The sequence below is a fragment of the Nocardiopsis sp. CC223A genome (assembly GCF_030766825.1).
In the GTDB taxonomy this organism is placed as follows: Bacteria; Actinomycetota; Actinomycetes; order Streptosporangiales; family Streptosporangiaceae; genus Nocardiopsis.
In genome coordinates, this window is sequence record NZ_JASFDV010000119.1 from 1 (window position 1) to 14,464 (window position 14,464).

Consider the following 14,464-nt stretch of genomic DNA (forward strand, 5'->3'; position numbering starts at 1 on the left):
CCGGGCGGTCTCGGGATCGGTGTCGGCGGGGCTCTCGCCGTCGCCGGTGAGCCCGGCCAGGTCGGCGGACTCCTCCAGTTCGGCGAGCAGGTCGGCGATGGCGGACCGCCGCTGTTCCAGGTGCCGGACGACCCCGTCGGCCTCCTCGCGCAGGCGGGTGATCTCCTCTCCCTGGCGGTGCAGGCGGCGCTCGGTCTCGGCGAGTTCGCGGCCGCGGTCGTCGCTGTGCCGCAGCTCGACCTCCAGGGCCTGGGCGTCGCGCAGCGCCTCGCTCTCGGACAGCCCCCGGCGGACCGCGTCCAGCTCCTCCGCCTTCTTCCCGACCCGCCCGACCTCTGCGGCCAGGCGCTCCCCCTCGGCGGTGGCGGCGGCCAGCGCGGCGGTATGCCCGGCGAGGGCGGAGATGTACTCCTCGGCCCGGGCCAGGGAGGCGGCGACGCCGGAGGACCGGTGGCGGGCGTGGGCGGTGAGGTAGGAGGTGTAGGAGGTACTGAAGGCCTCGACGGCGGCGTGGGCGGCGGTGGCGTCGTCGAAACGGCGCTGGACGGCCGAGAGGTTGGCGAAGTCGCGGGCCGCCTGGTCGATGAGCCCCTCGTCGACGGGGCTGAGCCCGGCGGTGAGGGTGTCGGAGACCTTCTCCGGGTCCAGGTCCTTGGCCAGCAGCGGGCGGCGCAGGGCCAGCAGCAGGTCGAGGAGCTGGACGTAGCGCTTGCCCAGGCCGAACAGGCGGGCGTCGACGGCCGCCCGGTAGTCGGTGGCGGAGGCGTGGTGGGCGCCCTCGCCCAGGGCGGCCTTGAGCTGGCGTTCGGTGAGGGGCCGGTTGTCGGTGGCCAGCAGGCCGAAGTCGACGCCCAGGCGCTTGTCGGTGACGAAGAAGGAGGTGGCGACGCCGTCGCGGTGCTGCTGGGCGCGCAGGCCGATGACGAGGGTGACGGTCTCGGGGTCGGGGCCCTCGCCCGGCCGGGCGAACTCCATCCACACGAACCCGTACTCGGCGTCCTGCCCCTGGTAGAGGAGGTTGGACTTCATGGTGCGGTTCTGGCCGCTGAAGGGGTCCAGGCGGCGCGGGTCGGTGTGGCCGTCCAGGATGAACGGGAACAGCACCTCCAGCGCCTTGGTCTTGCCGGAACCGTTGTGGCCGCGCAGGACCAGGCGCCCGTCGGCGAAGGTGAACTCCTCGTCGCGGTAGTCCCAGAGGTTGATCACCCCGGCCCGGGTGGGCTTGAAGCGGTCGTGGGACATCAGGTTCCTTCCGGTTCGAGGCCCAGGGGCAGCATGCCGGTGTCGGGGCGCTGCGGGAGCGCACCCTGGATGTTGCGGTAGCGCAGGGCGGCGGGCAGGACGAGGACGCCGCCGGGGACGGGGCGCAGCAGGGACAGGTCGGTGAGCAGTTCGAGGGCGGCGTCGAGCAGGCCGCGGGGGTCGCGCTGCCAGGCCGCGGTGAAGGAGGCGGCGCCGAACTCGGCGAACAGGTCGTCGACCATCGCCTCCAGGCGGCCCTGTTCGATGAGGGGTGCGGTGGCGGGTTCGGGGGGTGCGGCGGCGGCGTCGGGGGCGGTCCAGGCGAGGGCGTCGACGACGCCCTCGCGGGGCAGGGCGGAGTCGATGCGGGTGACGAGGCCGGCGTGGGCGGCCGGGGCCGCGGGCAGCGGCAGGTGGGTGAGGGCCGCCCGGGCGGTCTCCATGCGGTCGGCGATCTTGGCCAGCAGGAGGCCGGCGGTGCGGTTGACGGCGCTGCCGCGCCCGGGGAAGGGGCGGTCGGTGAACAGGCCGCCGGAGTCGGCGAGCAGGACGCCCTCGGCGCGGCGTTCCACGGTGAGGCCGGTGAGGTGGGCCACCTCCTCGGCCACCCCGGGGGTGCGCAGGGCGTCGGCGACGTCGGGGGTGACGTCGGCGTAGTGGACGACGGGGTGTTCGACGAGGAGGCGGCGGGCCCGGCGGGCGGTCTGCTCGCGGGTGGGCTCGTCGGGGTGGTGGACGAGCAGGCCGGTGACGCCGGTGACGTGCTGGACGGGGCGCGTGGGGCGGAACAGCACCTCGCACACCTCGTGGTCGATGTCGAAGAGGGCGTCGGCCTGGCCGTGGCCGCCGGCCCACGCCTCCAGGGAGCCGTCGGAGACGTGCAGGGCGCCGCGGTCGACGAGCCAGGAGCAGACGTCGACGAGGGCGGCCTTGTGGGTGCCGTCGGTGGGGTCGTAGCCCAGGCCGTCGATGGCGTTGGCGGAGGGGGTGAAGTGGCGGATGAGGTCGGCGAGGCTCACCTCGACCTGGGAGCGCTGGAAGGAGGCGAGCAGCAGGCACAGGTAGGCCAGGCGGCGGCGGTCGAAGGGGCGGCCGCCGCGGGCGAAGACCTGGCGCTGGGTGGGGTCCAGGAGGTCGGGGGCGCGGACCAGGCGGACGTGCTCGGTGGTGGCGATGAGGGTGTGGCCGAACAGGTCGCGCAGGTCCTCGGAGAGTTCGTCGGCCCAGCGCAGCACGTTCGCGAGCACGCCGGGTCGGGGGCGCGAGCGGGTGATGAGGTCGCAGGTCAGGACGCGGCGCATCGCCTGCTGGTAGGCGCCCAGGTCGGCGGGGTCGATCCGCTGCGCGGGACGGCGTCGGCGGCTCATCGCCCCTCCCCCGGACGTGCCGGAACACGGGAGGCGGGCGCGGCGGGACGGGAGACCGCCACGCGGGCGGCGGGCGTCCGCCGTACGGCGGTCGGCGCGGGGGCGGTATGCGCCGGTGGCACCGCGCCGGGAGCGGCGAGAGCGCCGGGACGCAAGGCCGCGCCCGGGCGGGCCGCGGCGGGGCGTGCGGCCGTGGTGAAGCGGACCGCGGCAGAGCGGGCCGCACCAGGACGCACAGCCACGGCAGATCGATCCGCGGCGGGGCATACGGCCGTGGCGGGGCGGGCCGCGGGACGGCGGACGGGACGGGGCAGGCGGTTCATCGGGCGGCTCCGCGGGCGCGGGGGGCGAGCTCCAGGCGCATGCCGGGCAGGTGGAGCAGGCCGCGGGTGGTGCGGACGGTGCTGCCGGTGTCGCTGGGGACCAGTCGGACCAGGGTGCCCTCGTCGGTGCCGGTGGCCGAGGACAGCCGTCCGGCGACGACGGCGCGCGACTCCAGGGCTCGGGTGATCAGGCGCAGCAGCACGCGGGTGTCGACCTCGTCCAGGACCCGGTCGTGGGCGCCCTCCTCGGCCAGGCGGGCGGCGGCCTGGCGGTCGGCGGCGCGGTCGGCCGCCTGGCGGCGGCGCAGCTCGGCGCGGGCGCCCGGGTTGCGGCGCACCGGTTTGGGCACACCGGCGGTGGGCGCCTTGCCGCTGCGGAACAGCGTCACCGACACCTCCACGCCGGGGGCGTCCCACCAGGTGGCGTTCGGGGAGATCTGCTCGTCGTCCTCATGGGCGACGCCCAGGTGGCGGGCGGAGCGGACGTTGAACGCGGCGCCCATGAGGGCGTGCGCGGCCCCGTCGTCAGGGGTGTCGAACACCCACTGCGCCAGGTGGCGCAGCTGGGTGGCGCGGTTGACCCCGCCGCGCCTGGCCTCGGTGAGCTGGCGCAGCAGCGCGATGACCCCGGAGGTGGCCGAGCGGGTGGCGGCGTGCAGTTCCGCGGCGCGGGTGGGGGCGCCGCCCTCGGTGGTGAACCAGCCGCGCAGCGCCGCCCAGCGCCGCCGCCAGTCGTCGAGGCGCTCGTCGCGGTCCATGAAGAGGCGCTCGTCGGTGTCGGCGGCGCGGGCCAGCAGCGTGGTCAGGCCGGTGTCCTCCACCTCGCGCACCGCGCGGTCCAGGCGGGGCTGGTAGCGGTCGAGTTCGGCCATGAACTCGGTCATGTGGACCAGCAGGGCGTTCTTGTACTTGAGGAAGGTGTCCGGGGAGGCGTCGGTGGAGCGCAGGATCTCGCCCAGGGTGACGTGGAACTGGGCGGACCGGCGGCCCATGTCCTCCATCACCGAGTCCAGGCGCGAGAGCCTGCGGTACACCTGCTCGGCGCGGCCGGTGCGGTTGGCGTCGGCCAGGGCGCGCAGGTCCTCCAGGACGTCGGAGAAGACCAGGCGGGACAGGTTGACGTCCTCGCTGCGGGCGCCGAGCACGCCCTCGACCGCCCGGTAGGCCCGGTAGCCCAGTTCGCTGAACTGGTAGACGGACTGGCGGTTGCGGTAGCGGGCGAGGTTCCCGGCGCGGGAGGCGTCGTCGAAGCGGTGCACGACCCGGTCGGCGTACAGCTCGTCGAGGCGGTAGCGCAGGTCGGCGGGGTCCAGGGCGGGCACCCCGTCGTGGGCGGCGGCGAGCTCGCGCAGGGTGGCGGCCAGGTCCTCGGCGCCGGCCTGCACCCGGTGGACCTCGCGCAGCCGGTCCAGGGCGCGCAGGATCCACAGGTAGGTGACGTGGTCGTCGCGGCGGGTGAAGTTGAACAGCTGGAAGCGATCGCTGATCGTGAGCGCGTCCAGGTCGAGAGCGCTGCGCTCGGCCACCCGTGGTTCCCCGTTCCCGTGTCTTCTCTACCGCCCGTGCGTCGTCGCGGCCGCGCGGCGGCGGCCCGCCCCGGCGGCCGCGCGTCTCCCCCGTCCGGCCGTCGGGCACTGGCCATTATCGCAGCGCGTGACGACGTTCCGTCCCGGGTCGGGGGCGCCTGCGGACAACGGTTCCGCAGCCGCTGCGGCCTGCGGTTCCGGCACCGGGGCCGGGGCCCGGTCGCCCCCGGGCCGGACGCCGGCGAGGGCGGGCGGCGGGAAGGCGCACAGCACGGGGGCGGGCCGGGCCCGGTCGGGCGACGCAGGGGCGGGCCGTACGTGCGCGGACGGGCGACGGGGAGGGACGGCGGCCGGGCGGGACGTCGGGTCAGCGGGGCCGAAAACCCGTTGCCCGGCCGTTCGGGGGCGTGGCAGCCTGCCGGGAGGCGCGCGAGCCGGGGCCGGGCGCCGGGACCTGTCGCCGACCCCCGGATGGAGTGCGGCCGTGGGCCACATCGACGTCAACCGGGTGTCCCACACCCTGCCCGACGGGCGGGTACTGCTGGACGAGGTGTCCTTCCGGGTCGGTGAGGGCTCCGTCACGGCCCTGATCGGTGCGAACGGCGCGGGCAAGAGCACCCTGCTGCGGATCGTCCGCGGGGAGACCCGCCCCCAGTCGGGGGCGGTCACCCTGGACGGCGCCCTGGCGGTGATGGGCCAGTTCGTCGGGCACGTGCGCGACGAGACCACCGTGCACGAGCTGCTGGTGTCGGTGTCGCCGCCCACGGTGCGCGACGCGCACGCCGACCTGGAGGCGGCCGAGGCCGCGATGATGGTCGACGACGGCGAGAAGACGCAGATGCGCTACGCCGGGGCGATCGCCCGGTACGGGGACGCCGGCGGCTACGAGGCCGAGGTGGTGTGGGACCAGTGCTGCACGGCGGCGCTGGGTGTGCCCTACGAGCGGTGCCGGTGGCGCGAGGTGCGCACCCTGTCGGGCGGCGAGCAGAAGCGGCTGGTGCTGGAGGCCCTGCTGCGGGGCCCGGCCCCGCTGCTGCTGTTGGACGAGCCCGACAACTACCTGGACGTGCCCGGCAAGCGCTGGCTGGAGGAGGCGCTGCTCGCCACCCCCAAGACGGTGCTGCTGGTGTCCCACGACCGCGAGCTGCTGAGCCGGGTTCCGGACCGGATCGTCACCCTGGAGCTGGGGGCGGCCGGGAACACGGCATGGACGCACACCGGCGCGTTCGGCACCTACCACGAGGCGCGGCGGGACCGGTTCGCGCGGCTGGACGAGCTGCGCAAACGGTGGGACGAGGAGCACACCAAGCTCAGGGCGCTGGTGTCGATGTACAAGCAGAAGGCGGCGTACAACTCCGACATGGCGTCGCGGTACCAGTCGGCGCAGACCCGGCTGCGCCGGTTCGAGGAGGCGGGGCCACCGGAGAAGCTGCCCCGCGACCAGAGCCTGCGGATGCGGCTGCGCGGCGGGCGCACCGGCAAACGCGCGCTGGTGTGCGGGGGCCTGGAGCTGACCGGGCTGATGCGCCCGTTCGACCTGGAGGTCCACTACGGGGAGCGGGTGGCGGTGTTGGGGTCGAACGGCTCGGGCAAGTCGCATTTCCTGCGGCTGCTGGCCGGGGGCGGCTCGGACCCGGAGGGGACGCCGCTGTCGGAGGCGGAGCGGGCGAAGGTGGCGCCGGTGCCGCACGCCGGGCGGGCCCGGTTGGGCGCGCGGGTGCTGCCGGGGTGGTTCGCGCAGACGCACGAGCACCCGGAGTTCGCCGGCCGGACGCTGCTGGACGTCCTGCACCGGGGCGAGGGCTCCCGGAAGGGGGTGCCGCGGGACGAGGCGGGCCGGGCGCTGGACCGCTACGAGCTGGCGCGGGCGGCGGAGCAGACCTTCGGAACGCTGTCGGGCGGGCAGCAGGCGCGGTTCCAGATCCTGCTGCTGGAGCTGTCGGGGGCGACGATGCTGCTGCTGGACGAGCCGACCGACAACTTGGACGTGGTGTCGGCGGAGGCGCTGGAGGCGGCGCTGGACGCCTATGAGGGGACGATCCTGGCGGTGACGCACGACCGGTGGTTCGCCCGGGGGTTCGACCGGTTCCTGGTGTTCGGGGCGGACGGGAACGTCTATGAATCGACCGAGCCGGTGTGGGACGAGGGCCGCGTGCAGCGCGCCGGGTAGGACGTGCGGGCCGGGGTGCCTCCCGGGGCCGGGGACCCGGGACGGCCCCGGCCCCCCTTGCCCTCAGTCCGGGCGCGGGGGTAGGGTCGATTTATCTCGATGTCAAGATAACAGTGAGCGGCGAAACCCCCACCCCCTGGAAGGTCCGCGCATGCACGCCCTGGAGATATCCGGCCTCACCCGCACCTACCGGCGCCGAGGGGGTGAGGAGTTCCGGGCGCTGCGCGGCCTGGACCTGGACGTGCCCCGCGGCGAGGTGCACGGCCTGCTCGGCCCCAACGGCGCGGGCAAGACCACCCTGTGCAAGATCGTCTCCACGGTGCTGCTGCCCACCGCCGGAACCGTCCGGGTGCTCGGACACGACGTCGTCACCGACACAGCCCGGGTCAAGGGTCGCCTCGGCATCGTCTTCGGCGGCGAGAAAGGTCTGTACGACCGGCTCACCGCCCGGCAGAACCTCACCTTCTGGGCGTCGCTGTACGGCCTGGGCCGGGCCGAGCGCCGCCGCCGGGTCGACGAACTCCTGGAGCGGGTAGGGCTCGCCGACCGGGCCGACGAGCGCGCGGGCGACTTCTCCCGCGGCATGAAGCAGCGCCTGCACCTGGCCCGCGGCCTGGTCGCCGACCCCGGGGTGCTCATCCTGGACGAGCCCACCGTGGGCATGGACCCCGTCGCCGCCCGAGACTTCCGCGCGCTGGTGGGCGAGCTGCGCGGCCGCGGCACCACCATCTTGATGACCACCCACGACATGGCCGAGGCCGCGGCGCTCTCGGACCGGGTCTCCCTCATCGATCGGGGCACCCTGGTCATGACCGAGTCCCCCGCCGCCGTCGGCGACCTGGTCTCCGCCTACGAGCGGGTGGACGCCCGCGGCGTCCCCGACCGGGTACGTGAGACCCTGGCCGGCCTGCCCGGGGTGGTGTCGGTGACCTCACCCGAGGAGGGACTGACCCGGGTGGAGACCTCCTCCCCCGACACGACCCTGTCGGTGCAGCGCGCCCTGGTCGAGGCCCGGGTGCGCGACGTGGCCCGCAGCCGTCCCGACCTGGAGGAGGTCTACCTGCACCTGGTGGGCGAGCGGGGCATGGCGGTGGGCGAGTGAGGACGGCGCTCACCGGATTCGCGCTGGGATCCGGTTTCCAGGTCCGGACCATGGCGCGCAGTGTGGACACCTACTACACGCTGGCCACGATCCCGATGACCACCGCGGTGCTGCTGTCGATGATGCTGTACAGCGGGCGCACCGACCTGGCCTCCTACGCGGTGGTCGCGCCCACCCTCATGGCGCTGTGGACCGCGGCGCTGGTGTTCGCCGGGGAGATGATCGCCGACGACCGCAAGAACGGGCGGCTGGAGCTGCTGGTCGCCTCTCCGGTGTCGCCCGCCGCCCTGGTGTTCGGGCGGCTGTGCGGGGCGATGCTGGTGTCCCTGCCCGCGTTCGGCCTGGCCGTCGCCACCGCGGGGCTGGTGTTCGGCCACTGGGTCACCGTCCACCACCCGGTGGTGTTCGTGCTCGCCGCCCTGGCCACCGCGCTGGCCACCGCCGCCACCGCGACCGCCCTGTCGGCGCTGTTCATCGCCGCGCCGGGGTCGCGCATCGTGCAGAACACGCTGTCGATGCCGGTGTTCCTGCTGTCGGGGGTGGTGGTGCCGCTGGCGTTCCTCCCCCTGTGGGCGGCGGCGCCGGGCCGCCTGCTGTACCTGTCCTGGGGTGCGGACCTGTTCCGCGACGCCCTGACGCCGGGGCCGGTGGAGCACACGGCGGCGCGGCTGGCCGCGGTGCTGCTGCTGGGGGCGCTGGCGCTGGCCTTCGGTACGCACACCATGAACCGTTTCCTGCGCCGTGCCCGGGCCGAGGGGAGCCTGTCCCGTGTCTGACGTGATCGCAACGGTGGCGCGCACCGTGCACCAGGGGACCGTCGTCTCCCGCGCCGACTTCCGGGCGTTCTACACGTGGAGGACGTGGCTGTTCGGCTGGCTGGTACGGCTGCTGTGCCAGGTGCTGTTCTACTCCACGGTGGGGGTGCTGGTCGGCGACCCCGAGTACACCCGGTACATCGTGCTGGGTGCGGCGGTGACGGTCTGCGTGGCCGAGGCGATGTTGGCGGTGTCCTCCACCTGCTGGGACCACCACGGGGGCACGATGGGTCTGCTGACCGCCTCTCCGGTGTCCCCCGGGTGGTTCTACTTCGGCCGCAGCCTCCAGTGGCCCGCCTCGTCGGTGGCGACCACGTCGGTGGCGCTGCTGGTCCTGCCGCCGTTCTTCGGGGTGCAGTGGACCTGGTGGCAGGTGCCGGTGCTGGTCGGGCTCGTGGCGCTGACCTGCCTGTCCACCTACTGCATGACGCTGCTCATCGCCTCGGTGGCGCTGGTGTTCCCCGAGGCGCGCAACGTCATCGGCAACATCACGTCGTCACTGGTCATCGTGGTCAGCGGGGCGATGGTGCCGGTGGAGTACTGGCCCGCCCCGGTGCAGTGGGCCGCCCAGGCGCTGCCCGTGGTCCACGGGCTGGCGGCGGTGCGGCTGCTGGAGGCGGGCGCCCCGGACGTCGCGGTCGCGGCCCGGGCGGGCTGGATGCTGTTGGCCGCGGTGTGCTGGCTGGCCGCGGCCCTGTCGTCCTTCCGGTGGATCTTCAGCCGCGCCCGTACCGACGGCTCCCTGCTGGGCTGAGCCGCCCCCGGTGCCCGTGCCCCGATGCCGGTCAGCCGACGGGGAGGGTGAGGTCGACGAGGGCGGAGCACTCGGCGAGGCAGCCGCCGACGGAGAGTTCGCCGCCCGGGAGGGCGTCGGGGAAGTGGAAGACGGCGTGGGTGGCGGTGCCCGCGGTGAGCTCGCGGCGGCCCGCGGCCTCCCCGGCACGCTGCTCGGTGCCGTCGGCGGCGCGGTAGACGGCGCCGTCCAGGTCCAGGGACACGGCGTCGACCGCGGCGAACTCCACCGTCACCACCAGGGTGTGGTCGACGACGGACCGGTAGGCGGTGAGCAGGGTCGCGCCGACGCTCTGGGAGTCGGCGGTGGCGCCGTCGCCGGCGATGAGGGAGGGACCCGGGTCGGAGCCGTCGATGTGCAGTCCCGTCACCAGCCCGTTCCGGCCGGTGAAGTCGGTGTACTCGCCGCAGTCGGGGTCGTTGCCGGTTTCCGGGCACAGTCGGGCGCCGTCGGCGGTGGGGGTGAGCCCGACGGCCGGGGGTGCCTGGTCGCCGTCGCTGCGGGCCTGGGCGACGGAGGAGGCGTGCAGGAGCAGGTGGTGGGCGGCGGAGTCGTCCGCCGCCAGGGTGAGCCCCTCGCGCATGCGGTCCGGGTCGTCGGTGGCGGCCAGCGCCTCCAGATAGCCGGTGACGGCCTCCTCCGGCAGATCGTCGGCGGGCCGCCCGGTGGGTTCGGCGGTGGGTGCCGCGGTGGGCGGGGCGGGGTCGCTCGGGGAGGGCAGGACCGTCGGGGACGGCGCCTCCGGTGCCGGGCTCGGGACGGGGCTCGGCTCCGGGCTCGGCGGGTCGGCCGGGGTGTCGGTGACCGGCGGCGCCTCCCCGCCGGCCGGGGCGGCCGTCTCCGGACCGCCGCAGCCGGCGAGGACGACGGCCAGGGCCAGCGCACAGCACCTCGTCACGACCATGTCCGCCCCTCCCCGGTGACCTGCGGGGATCGTACGGTCACGGGCCGCAAAAAGGGGCTTTCGTCCCGGCAAGGTTTTCCCCGGGGGCCGCCACGACCTCGCCCCCGGGGACCGCCTGCTACGGGCGCAGCACGACCGGGAACTCCTTGAGGCTGTTGACCGACAGGGCCGAGGCCACCACCAGTTCCCCGTCCGGGACCGCGAGCTTGAGTTCGGGGAAGCGCTCGAACAGCATCGGCAGGATGATCCCCGCCTCCAGCCGCGACAGCGGCGCGCCCGGGCAGATGTGCGGACCGTACCCGAAGGAGATGTGCCGCCCCTTCGCGCGGTCGGGGTCGAACACCTCCGGGTCGTCGCCGAACTCGGCGCGGTCGCGCGAGGCCGCCCCGTAGTGGGTGAGCAGCGCCTCGCCCTTCTTGATGGTCCGCCCCCCGATCTCGATGTCCTCGGTGGCGAACCGGAACATCATGAGGTTGTTGGGCGGGTCGTAGCGCAGGGTCTCCTCCACGACCGCGTCCCAGGAGACCTCGCCCTTGCGCAGCCGCTCCAGCTGCTCCGGGTGCTTGAGCAGCGCCCGCACCGCGTTGGTGAGCAGGTTGACGGTGGTCTCGTGCCCGGCGGCGACCACCGTCAGCAGGGTGAGGGTGATCTCCATGTCGTTGAGGCCGTCGCCGTCCTCGCCCGCGCGGATGAGGTCGGCGGTGAAGTCGTCGTGTTCGTCGAGGGTGGCCCGCTTGCGGGCGACCAGCTCCCCGAAGTACTGGAACAGCGTGTGGTAGATCCGGAGGTGCTCGCCCTCCTCCGTGGTCCCGGAGAACAGCTTGGCGTACATCTCGCCGAGGTTCTCGTACTCGGCCTCGGACACCCCGTACAGCTCACCGATGACGGCCATCGGCACCCGGAACGTGAACTCCGACTTCAGGTCCAGGGCCTGGGAGGCCCTGGGCTCCAGCGCGTCCAGCGCTCGGGCGGTGATCCGCTCGATGCGCGGGCGCAGCCGCTCGACCCGGCGCGCGGAGAACGGGCTGGCGGTGAGCCGGCGCAACCGCCGGTGCGGGGCGCCGTCCAGGGCCAGCATGTTGGTGTTGTCGGTGGGGATGGTGCCCAGCAGCGGCCACCCCTCGGGGACCCGGCCCTCCTGGTAGTCGGCCCAGTGGTCGACACTCTTGACGAACCGGGGGTCGTTCAGCGTCTCCTTGCTGACCTCGTGGTGGGTGGTCGCCCAGGCGCGCACGCCGCCGGGCAGCTCCACCCGGGTGACCGGGCCCGCCTGGTACAGGCGCTCGCGGTCGGCCTGGACGTCCTCGGGCACGGCGTGGATCAGGGGGACGCCGTCGGCCGCGTGGAAGGGGCAGGACATCTAGTGGACTCCTTGCGGGGTTGCGGGGGTGAAGGTGACCGGGAGCGCGGTGACGCCCCGGACCCAGGGGGAGGGCCGCCAGCGGACCTCGTCTGCGGGGACGGAGAGCTCGATGTCGGGCAGCCGGTCGAGGAGGACCTCGATCGCGGTGACCGCCATCGTCTCGGCGAGGCCCTGGGCGGCGTGCGGGCAGCTGTGCTCTCCGTGGGAGAACGACAGGTGGGCGTGGTTGGTCCCGTGGCCGGGGCCGGTGATGCCGGTCCGCAGGGCGGGGTCCTGGTTGGCGGCGGCGTAGCCGAGCAGCACCAGGTCGCCCTTGCGGATGATGCGGCCGCCCAGCTCGACGTCGTGGGCGGCGAACCGGCCCGCGTTCATCTGGGAGGGCGAGTCCTCCCACAGCACCTCGACGAGGGCCTCGCGGGCGCTGCTGCGGGCGCCGAAGAGGGATTCCCCGAAGCGGTCGTCGGTGAGCATCAGCCGCAGCGCGTTGCCGATCCACTCGCCGGTGGTCTGGTGGCCTCCGGCCAGGACGGCGAGGAGATCGGCGTTGAGGTCGTCGTCGGTGTAGTCCGCGGCGTGGGAGATCATCCGGGACACGATGTCGGGGCCGGGTGCGGCCCGGCGGGAGGAGATCAGCCCGGCGAAGATCCCGACCATGCGCTGGTGGGCGGCGACGGCGTCGGCCCCCGCGTTGAACAGCACGTTCATGTCGGAGGTGATGGCGTCGCCGGTCGCGTCGTCCAGGCCGTACATCCGGCACAGCACGAGGGCGGGGACGCGTTCGGCGTAACCGGTGCGCAGGTCGGTCCCGCCCGAGCCGCAGAACCCGTCGATCAGCCGGTCGGCGATCTGGGAGACGAGGGTGCGCAGCTCGTGCGGGTCGGCGCCGTTGATGGCGTCGTTGATGGCGCGGGTGCGCCGCCGGTGCTCCTCCCCCTCCGCGCACAGCACGTTGGGCAGCGGGGCGAGCATCGGCAGCAGCGGCCAGTTCTCCGGGACCCGGTCCCAGGCGTTCCAGCGGCCGGGGTGGCGGGCGAACGTGTCGGAGTCGCCGAGCACCCCGTGCAGTTCGCGGTAGCCGATGACGAGCCAGGCCGGGACGTCGCCGTCCATGAGGACGGGCACCACGGGGCCGTGTTCGGCGCGCATCCTGCGGTAGAAGCCGCGGGGGTCGGTGTTGAATTCGGGGTCGTAGAGCCGGACCGGGGTCGTCGTGTCCACCGGGCACCTCGTGTGTCGGTCGTGGATGGCGGCATGGGGCGGGCCGCCCCGGCCGGGGCGGCCCGGTGGCCGGGTCAGGGGCCCGGCGGTACGGGGGTTCGCGCGGGCCGGGGACGGTGGCCGGTGCTCATCGGGGGGCCTGGGCGATGAGGGTGCGGATGTGCTCGACCAGGGCGATGAGGACGTGTTTGGCCGAGCCGCGGTCGCGGGCGTCGCAGCGCAGCAGGGGCACCTGCGGGTCCAGGTCCAGGGCCGCGCGGATCTCCTCCAGGGTGTGGGCGCCCTCGCCGAAGTCGTTGTGGGCGACGACGAACGGGGTGCCCTGGGCCTCCAGCCGGTCGATGGCGAAGAAGGAGTCGTCCAGGCGGCGGGTGTCGACCAGGACGACCGCGCCCAGGGCGCCGCTGAACAGGCGGTCCCACAGGAACCAGAAGCGCTGCTGGCCGGGGGCTCCGAACAGGTACAGGACCGAGGTGGCGTCCAGGGTGATGCGGCCGAAGTCGAAGGCGACGGTGGTGGTGCGCTTGCCCTCCACCCCGTCCAGGTCGTCGATGCCGGTCCCGGCCCGGGTCATCGTCTCTTCCGTGTTGAGGGGACGGATCTCGCTGACCGAGCGCACCAGGGTGGTCTTGCCGACCCCGAAACCGCCGACGACGGCGATCTTCAGGGCCTGGTCCACGGTCGGGGGCAGGGACCGGGGCGGGTCCGCGGTGGGGGGTTCAGAGGTTGTGGAGTGCAACGAGGACCTTCTCCAACACGTCCGGGGAGGCGAGGGGGTGGGCGGGAGAGGGGGCGGGCCGGGGGTGGCGCGCGGTGATCCGGCCGCCGTCCAGCAGGTCGGTGAGCAGGATGCGGGTGACCGCCAGGGGCAGGCCCAGGTGGGCGGCCACCTCCACCACCGCCATGGGTCCGCGGCACATCCGCAGGATGGCCGCGTGTTCGGACTGCATGCCCGGGGTGGGCCCGCTCTCGGCGACGACGAGCGTCACCGCGTCCAGCGCCTCGTCGGCCCCGTCGCTGCGCCCGGAGGTGATGACGTAGAGGCGGTCGGGGCTCTCGTCGCGGTGCGAGCGCCTCATGTGGTTCCGGTGGCGGCCCGGGGCGGCGTGGACAGGTGCTCGCCCAGCTGTTCGACCAGTTCGTTCATGTTGTGGCCGACCAGGCCCGGGTCGGCCTCGGGCGAGGTGATGACCGCCAGGTGGGCCCCGGCCCCGGCTTCGACGATGAAGAGCAGGCCGCCGTAGAACTCGGCCATGGCCTGGCGGACTCCCCCGGCGCCGTCGCCGAACTCGATGGAGGCGCTGTGGGCCAGGCTCTGCACCCCCGCGGCGATCGCGGCGAGGTGGTCGGCGCTGTCCTTGCCCAGGCCCGGGGTGTGGCACAGCTTGAGGCCGTCGCGGGAGAGCACGAGGGCGTGCCGGGTGCCGGGGGTGCGCTCCAGGAGGCCTTCGAGGAGCCACGTCGAATGTTCGAGGTCCATCATGCGTCCTTCGGTGTTCCGTTCTGGTCCTGGCCGCTCACCGCTGCTCGGAACGCCCCGAAGCCACGGGGCGAGGTGGCCGGGCCGGTGTCCTTGGCGGGTCGAGGGGCGGCGGTCTGCTGTTGCGCGGCCGCGAGGGTCTTGCCGCGGCGGCGCTGGGG

General features: G+C 74.2%; 12 protein-coding genes and 1 pseudogene. 4 read left to right on the forward strand and 9 right to left on the reverse strand.

Annotation, left to right across the window (positions count from 1 at the left end; all coding sequences use genetic code 11):
• From QJS33_RS29285 to QJS33_RS29295, 3 genes and pseudogenes are all read right to left on the reverse strand, one after another.
• A pseudogene (locus QJS33_RS29285) lies at positions 1–1,242 on the reverse strand (TIGR02680 family protein); the annotation flags it as partial.
• Entirely contained in the window at positions 1,242–2,609 is a 1,368-nt protein-coding gene (locus tag QJS33_RS29290) for a DUF2398 family protein (RefSeq protein WP_306371313.1), read from the reverse strand. The gene QJS33_RS29290 and the pseudogene QJS33_RS29285, both read right to left, overlap by 1 nt.
• A gap of 319 nt (positions 2,610–2,928) precedes the next feature.
• On the reverse strand, positions 2,929–4,458 hold the full coding sequence (locus tag QJS33_RS29295) for a TIGR02677 family protein (protein ID WP_306371314.1): 1,530 nt from the start codon (positions 4,456–4,458) through the stop codon (positions 2,929–2,931).
• A 484-nt stretch (positions 4,459–4,942) separates the two neighbouring features.
• On the opposite strand from QJS33_RS29295, the gene QJS33_RS29300 reads away from it, so the two are divergent.
• The 4 genes from QJS33_RS29300 to QJS33_RS29315 all read left to right on the forward strand — a co-directional run bounded on the left by QJS33_RS29300 (position 4,943) and on the right by QJS33_RS29315 (position 9,299).
• Positions 4,943–6,628 (forward strand): ATP-binding cassette domain-containing protein, encoded by a 1,686-nt coding sequence (locus QJS33_RS29300; protein ID WP_306371315.1) that lies wholly within the window; start codon positions 4,943–4,945, stop codon positions 6,626–6,628.
• A 151-nt stretch (positions 6,629–6,779) separates the two neighbouring features.
• Positions 6,780–7,730 carry an ABC transporter ATP-binding protein gene (locus tag QJS33_RS29305; RefSeq protein ID WP_306371316.1) on the forward strand — a complete coding sequence of 317 codons (951 nt, stop codon included), beginning with the start codon at positions 6,780–6,782 and terminating at the stop codon, positions 7,728–7,730.
• 50 nt (positions 7,731–7,780) lie between these two features.
• The gene (locus QJS33_RS29310; RefSeq protein ID WP_372339739.1) at positions 7,781–8,506 is read left to right on the forward strand and encodes an ABC transporter permease; all 726 of its coding nucleotides are present in this window, start codon (positions 7,781–7,783) and stop codon (positions 8,504–8,506) included.
• Positions 8,499–9,299 (forward strand): ABC transporter permease, encoded by an 801-nt coding sequence (locus QJS33_RS29315; protein WP_306371318.1) that lies wholly within the window; start codon positions 8,499–8,501, stop codon positions 9,297–9,299. The genes QJS33_RS29310 and QJS33_RS29315 overlap by 8 nt, the downstream gene beginning before the upstream one ends.
• Before the next feature lie 31 nt (positions 9,300–9,330).
• On the opposite strand, the gene QJS33_RS29320 is transcribed toward QJS33_RS29315, so the two are convergent.
• The 6 genes from QJS33_RS29320 to QJS33_RS29345 all read right to left on the reverse strand — a co-directional run bounded on the left by QJS33_RS29320 (position 9,331) and on the right by QJS33_RS29345 (position 14,303).
• On the reverse strand, positions 9,331–10,242 hold the full coding sequence (locus QJS33_RS29320; RefSeq protein ID WP_306371319.1) for a hypothetical protein: 912 nt from the start codon (positions 10,240–10,242) through the stop codon (positions 9,331–9,333).
• A 118-nt stretch (positions 10,243–10,360) separates the two neighbouring features.
• Positions 10,361–11,602, reverse strand: a complete 1,242-nt coding sequence (locus QJS33_RS29325; RefSeq protein WP_306371320.1) for a cytochrome P450 — start codon at positions 11,600–11,602, stop codon at positions 10,361–10,363.
• Positions 11,603–12,823 carry a cytochrome P450 gene (locus tag QJS33_RS29330; RefSeq protein WP_306371321.1) on the reverse strand — a complete coding sequence of 407 codons (1,221 nt, stop codon included), beginning with the start codon at positions 12,821–12,823 and terminating at the stop codon, positions 11,603–11,605.
• A gap of 127 nt (positions 12,824–12,950) precedes the next feature.
• The gene (locus QJS33_RS29335) at positions 12,951–13,562 is read right to left on the reverse strand and encodes an ATP/GTP-binding protein (RefSeq protein ID WP_306371322.1); all 612 of its coding nucleotides are present in this window, start codon (positions 13,560–13,562) and stop codon (positions 12,951–12,953) included.
• Entirely contained in the window at positions 13,543–13,902 is a 360-nt protein-coding gene (locus QJS33_RS29340; RefSeq protein WP_306371323.1) for a DUF742 domain-containing protein, read from the reverse strand. Before QJS33_RS29340 ends, QJS33_RS29335 begins: the two co-directional genes overlap by 20 nt.
• Positions 13,899–14,303 carry a roadblock/LC7 domain-containing protein gene (locus QJS33_RS29345; protein WP_306371324.1) on the reverse strand — a complete coding sequence of 135 codons (405 nt, stop codon included), beginning with the start codon at positions 14,301–14,303 and terminating at the stop codon, positions 13,899–13,901. Before QJS33_RS29345 ends, QJS33_RS29340 begins: the two co-directional genes overlap by 4 nt.
• Positions 14,304–14,464 lie beyond the last annotated feature (161 nt).

What these genes read in the sequence shown, in the direction of transcription:
- QJS33_RS29290 (WP_306371313.1), bottom strand. Translation starts at nt 2,609, where the DNA reads ATGAGCCGCCGACGCCGTCCCGCGCAGCGGATCGACCCCGCCGACCTG.
- QJS33_RS29305 (WP_306371316.1), top strand. Translation starts at nt 6,780, where the DNA reads ATGCACGCCCTGGAGATATCCGGCCTCACCCGCACCTACCGGCGCCGA.
- QJS33_RS29310 (WP_372339739.1), top strand. Translation starts at nt 7,781, where the DNA reads ATGGCGCGCAGTGTGGACACCTACTACACGCTGGCCACGATCCCGATG.
- QJS33_RS29320 (WP_306371319.1), bottom strand. Translation starts at nt 10,242, where the DNA reads ATGGTCGTGACGAGGTGCTGTGCGCTGGCCCTGGCCGTCGTCCTCGCC.
- QJS33_RS29325 (WP_306371320.1), bottom strand. Translation starts at nt 11,602, where the DNA reads ATGTCCTGCCCCTTCCACGCGGCCGACGGCGTCCCCCTGATCCACGCC.
- QJS33_RS29340 (WP_306371323.1), bottom strand. Translation starts at nt 13,902, where the DNA reads ATGAGGCGCTCGCACCGCGACGAGAGCCCCGACCGCCTCTACGTCATC.
- QJS33_RS29345 (WP_306371324.1), bottom strand. Translation starts at nt 14,303, where the DNA reads ATGGACCTCGAACATTCGACGTGGCTCCTCGAAGGCCTCCTGGAGCGC.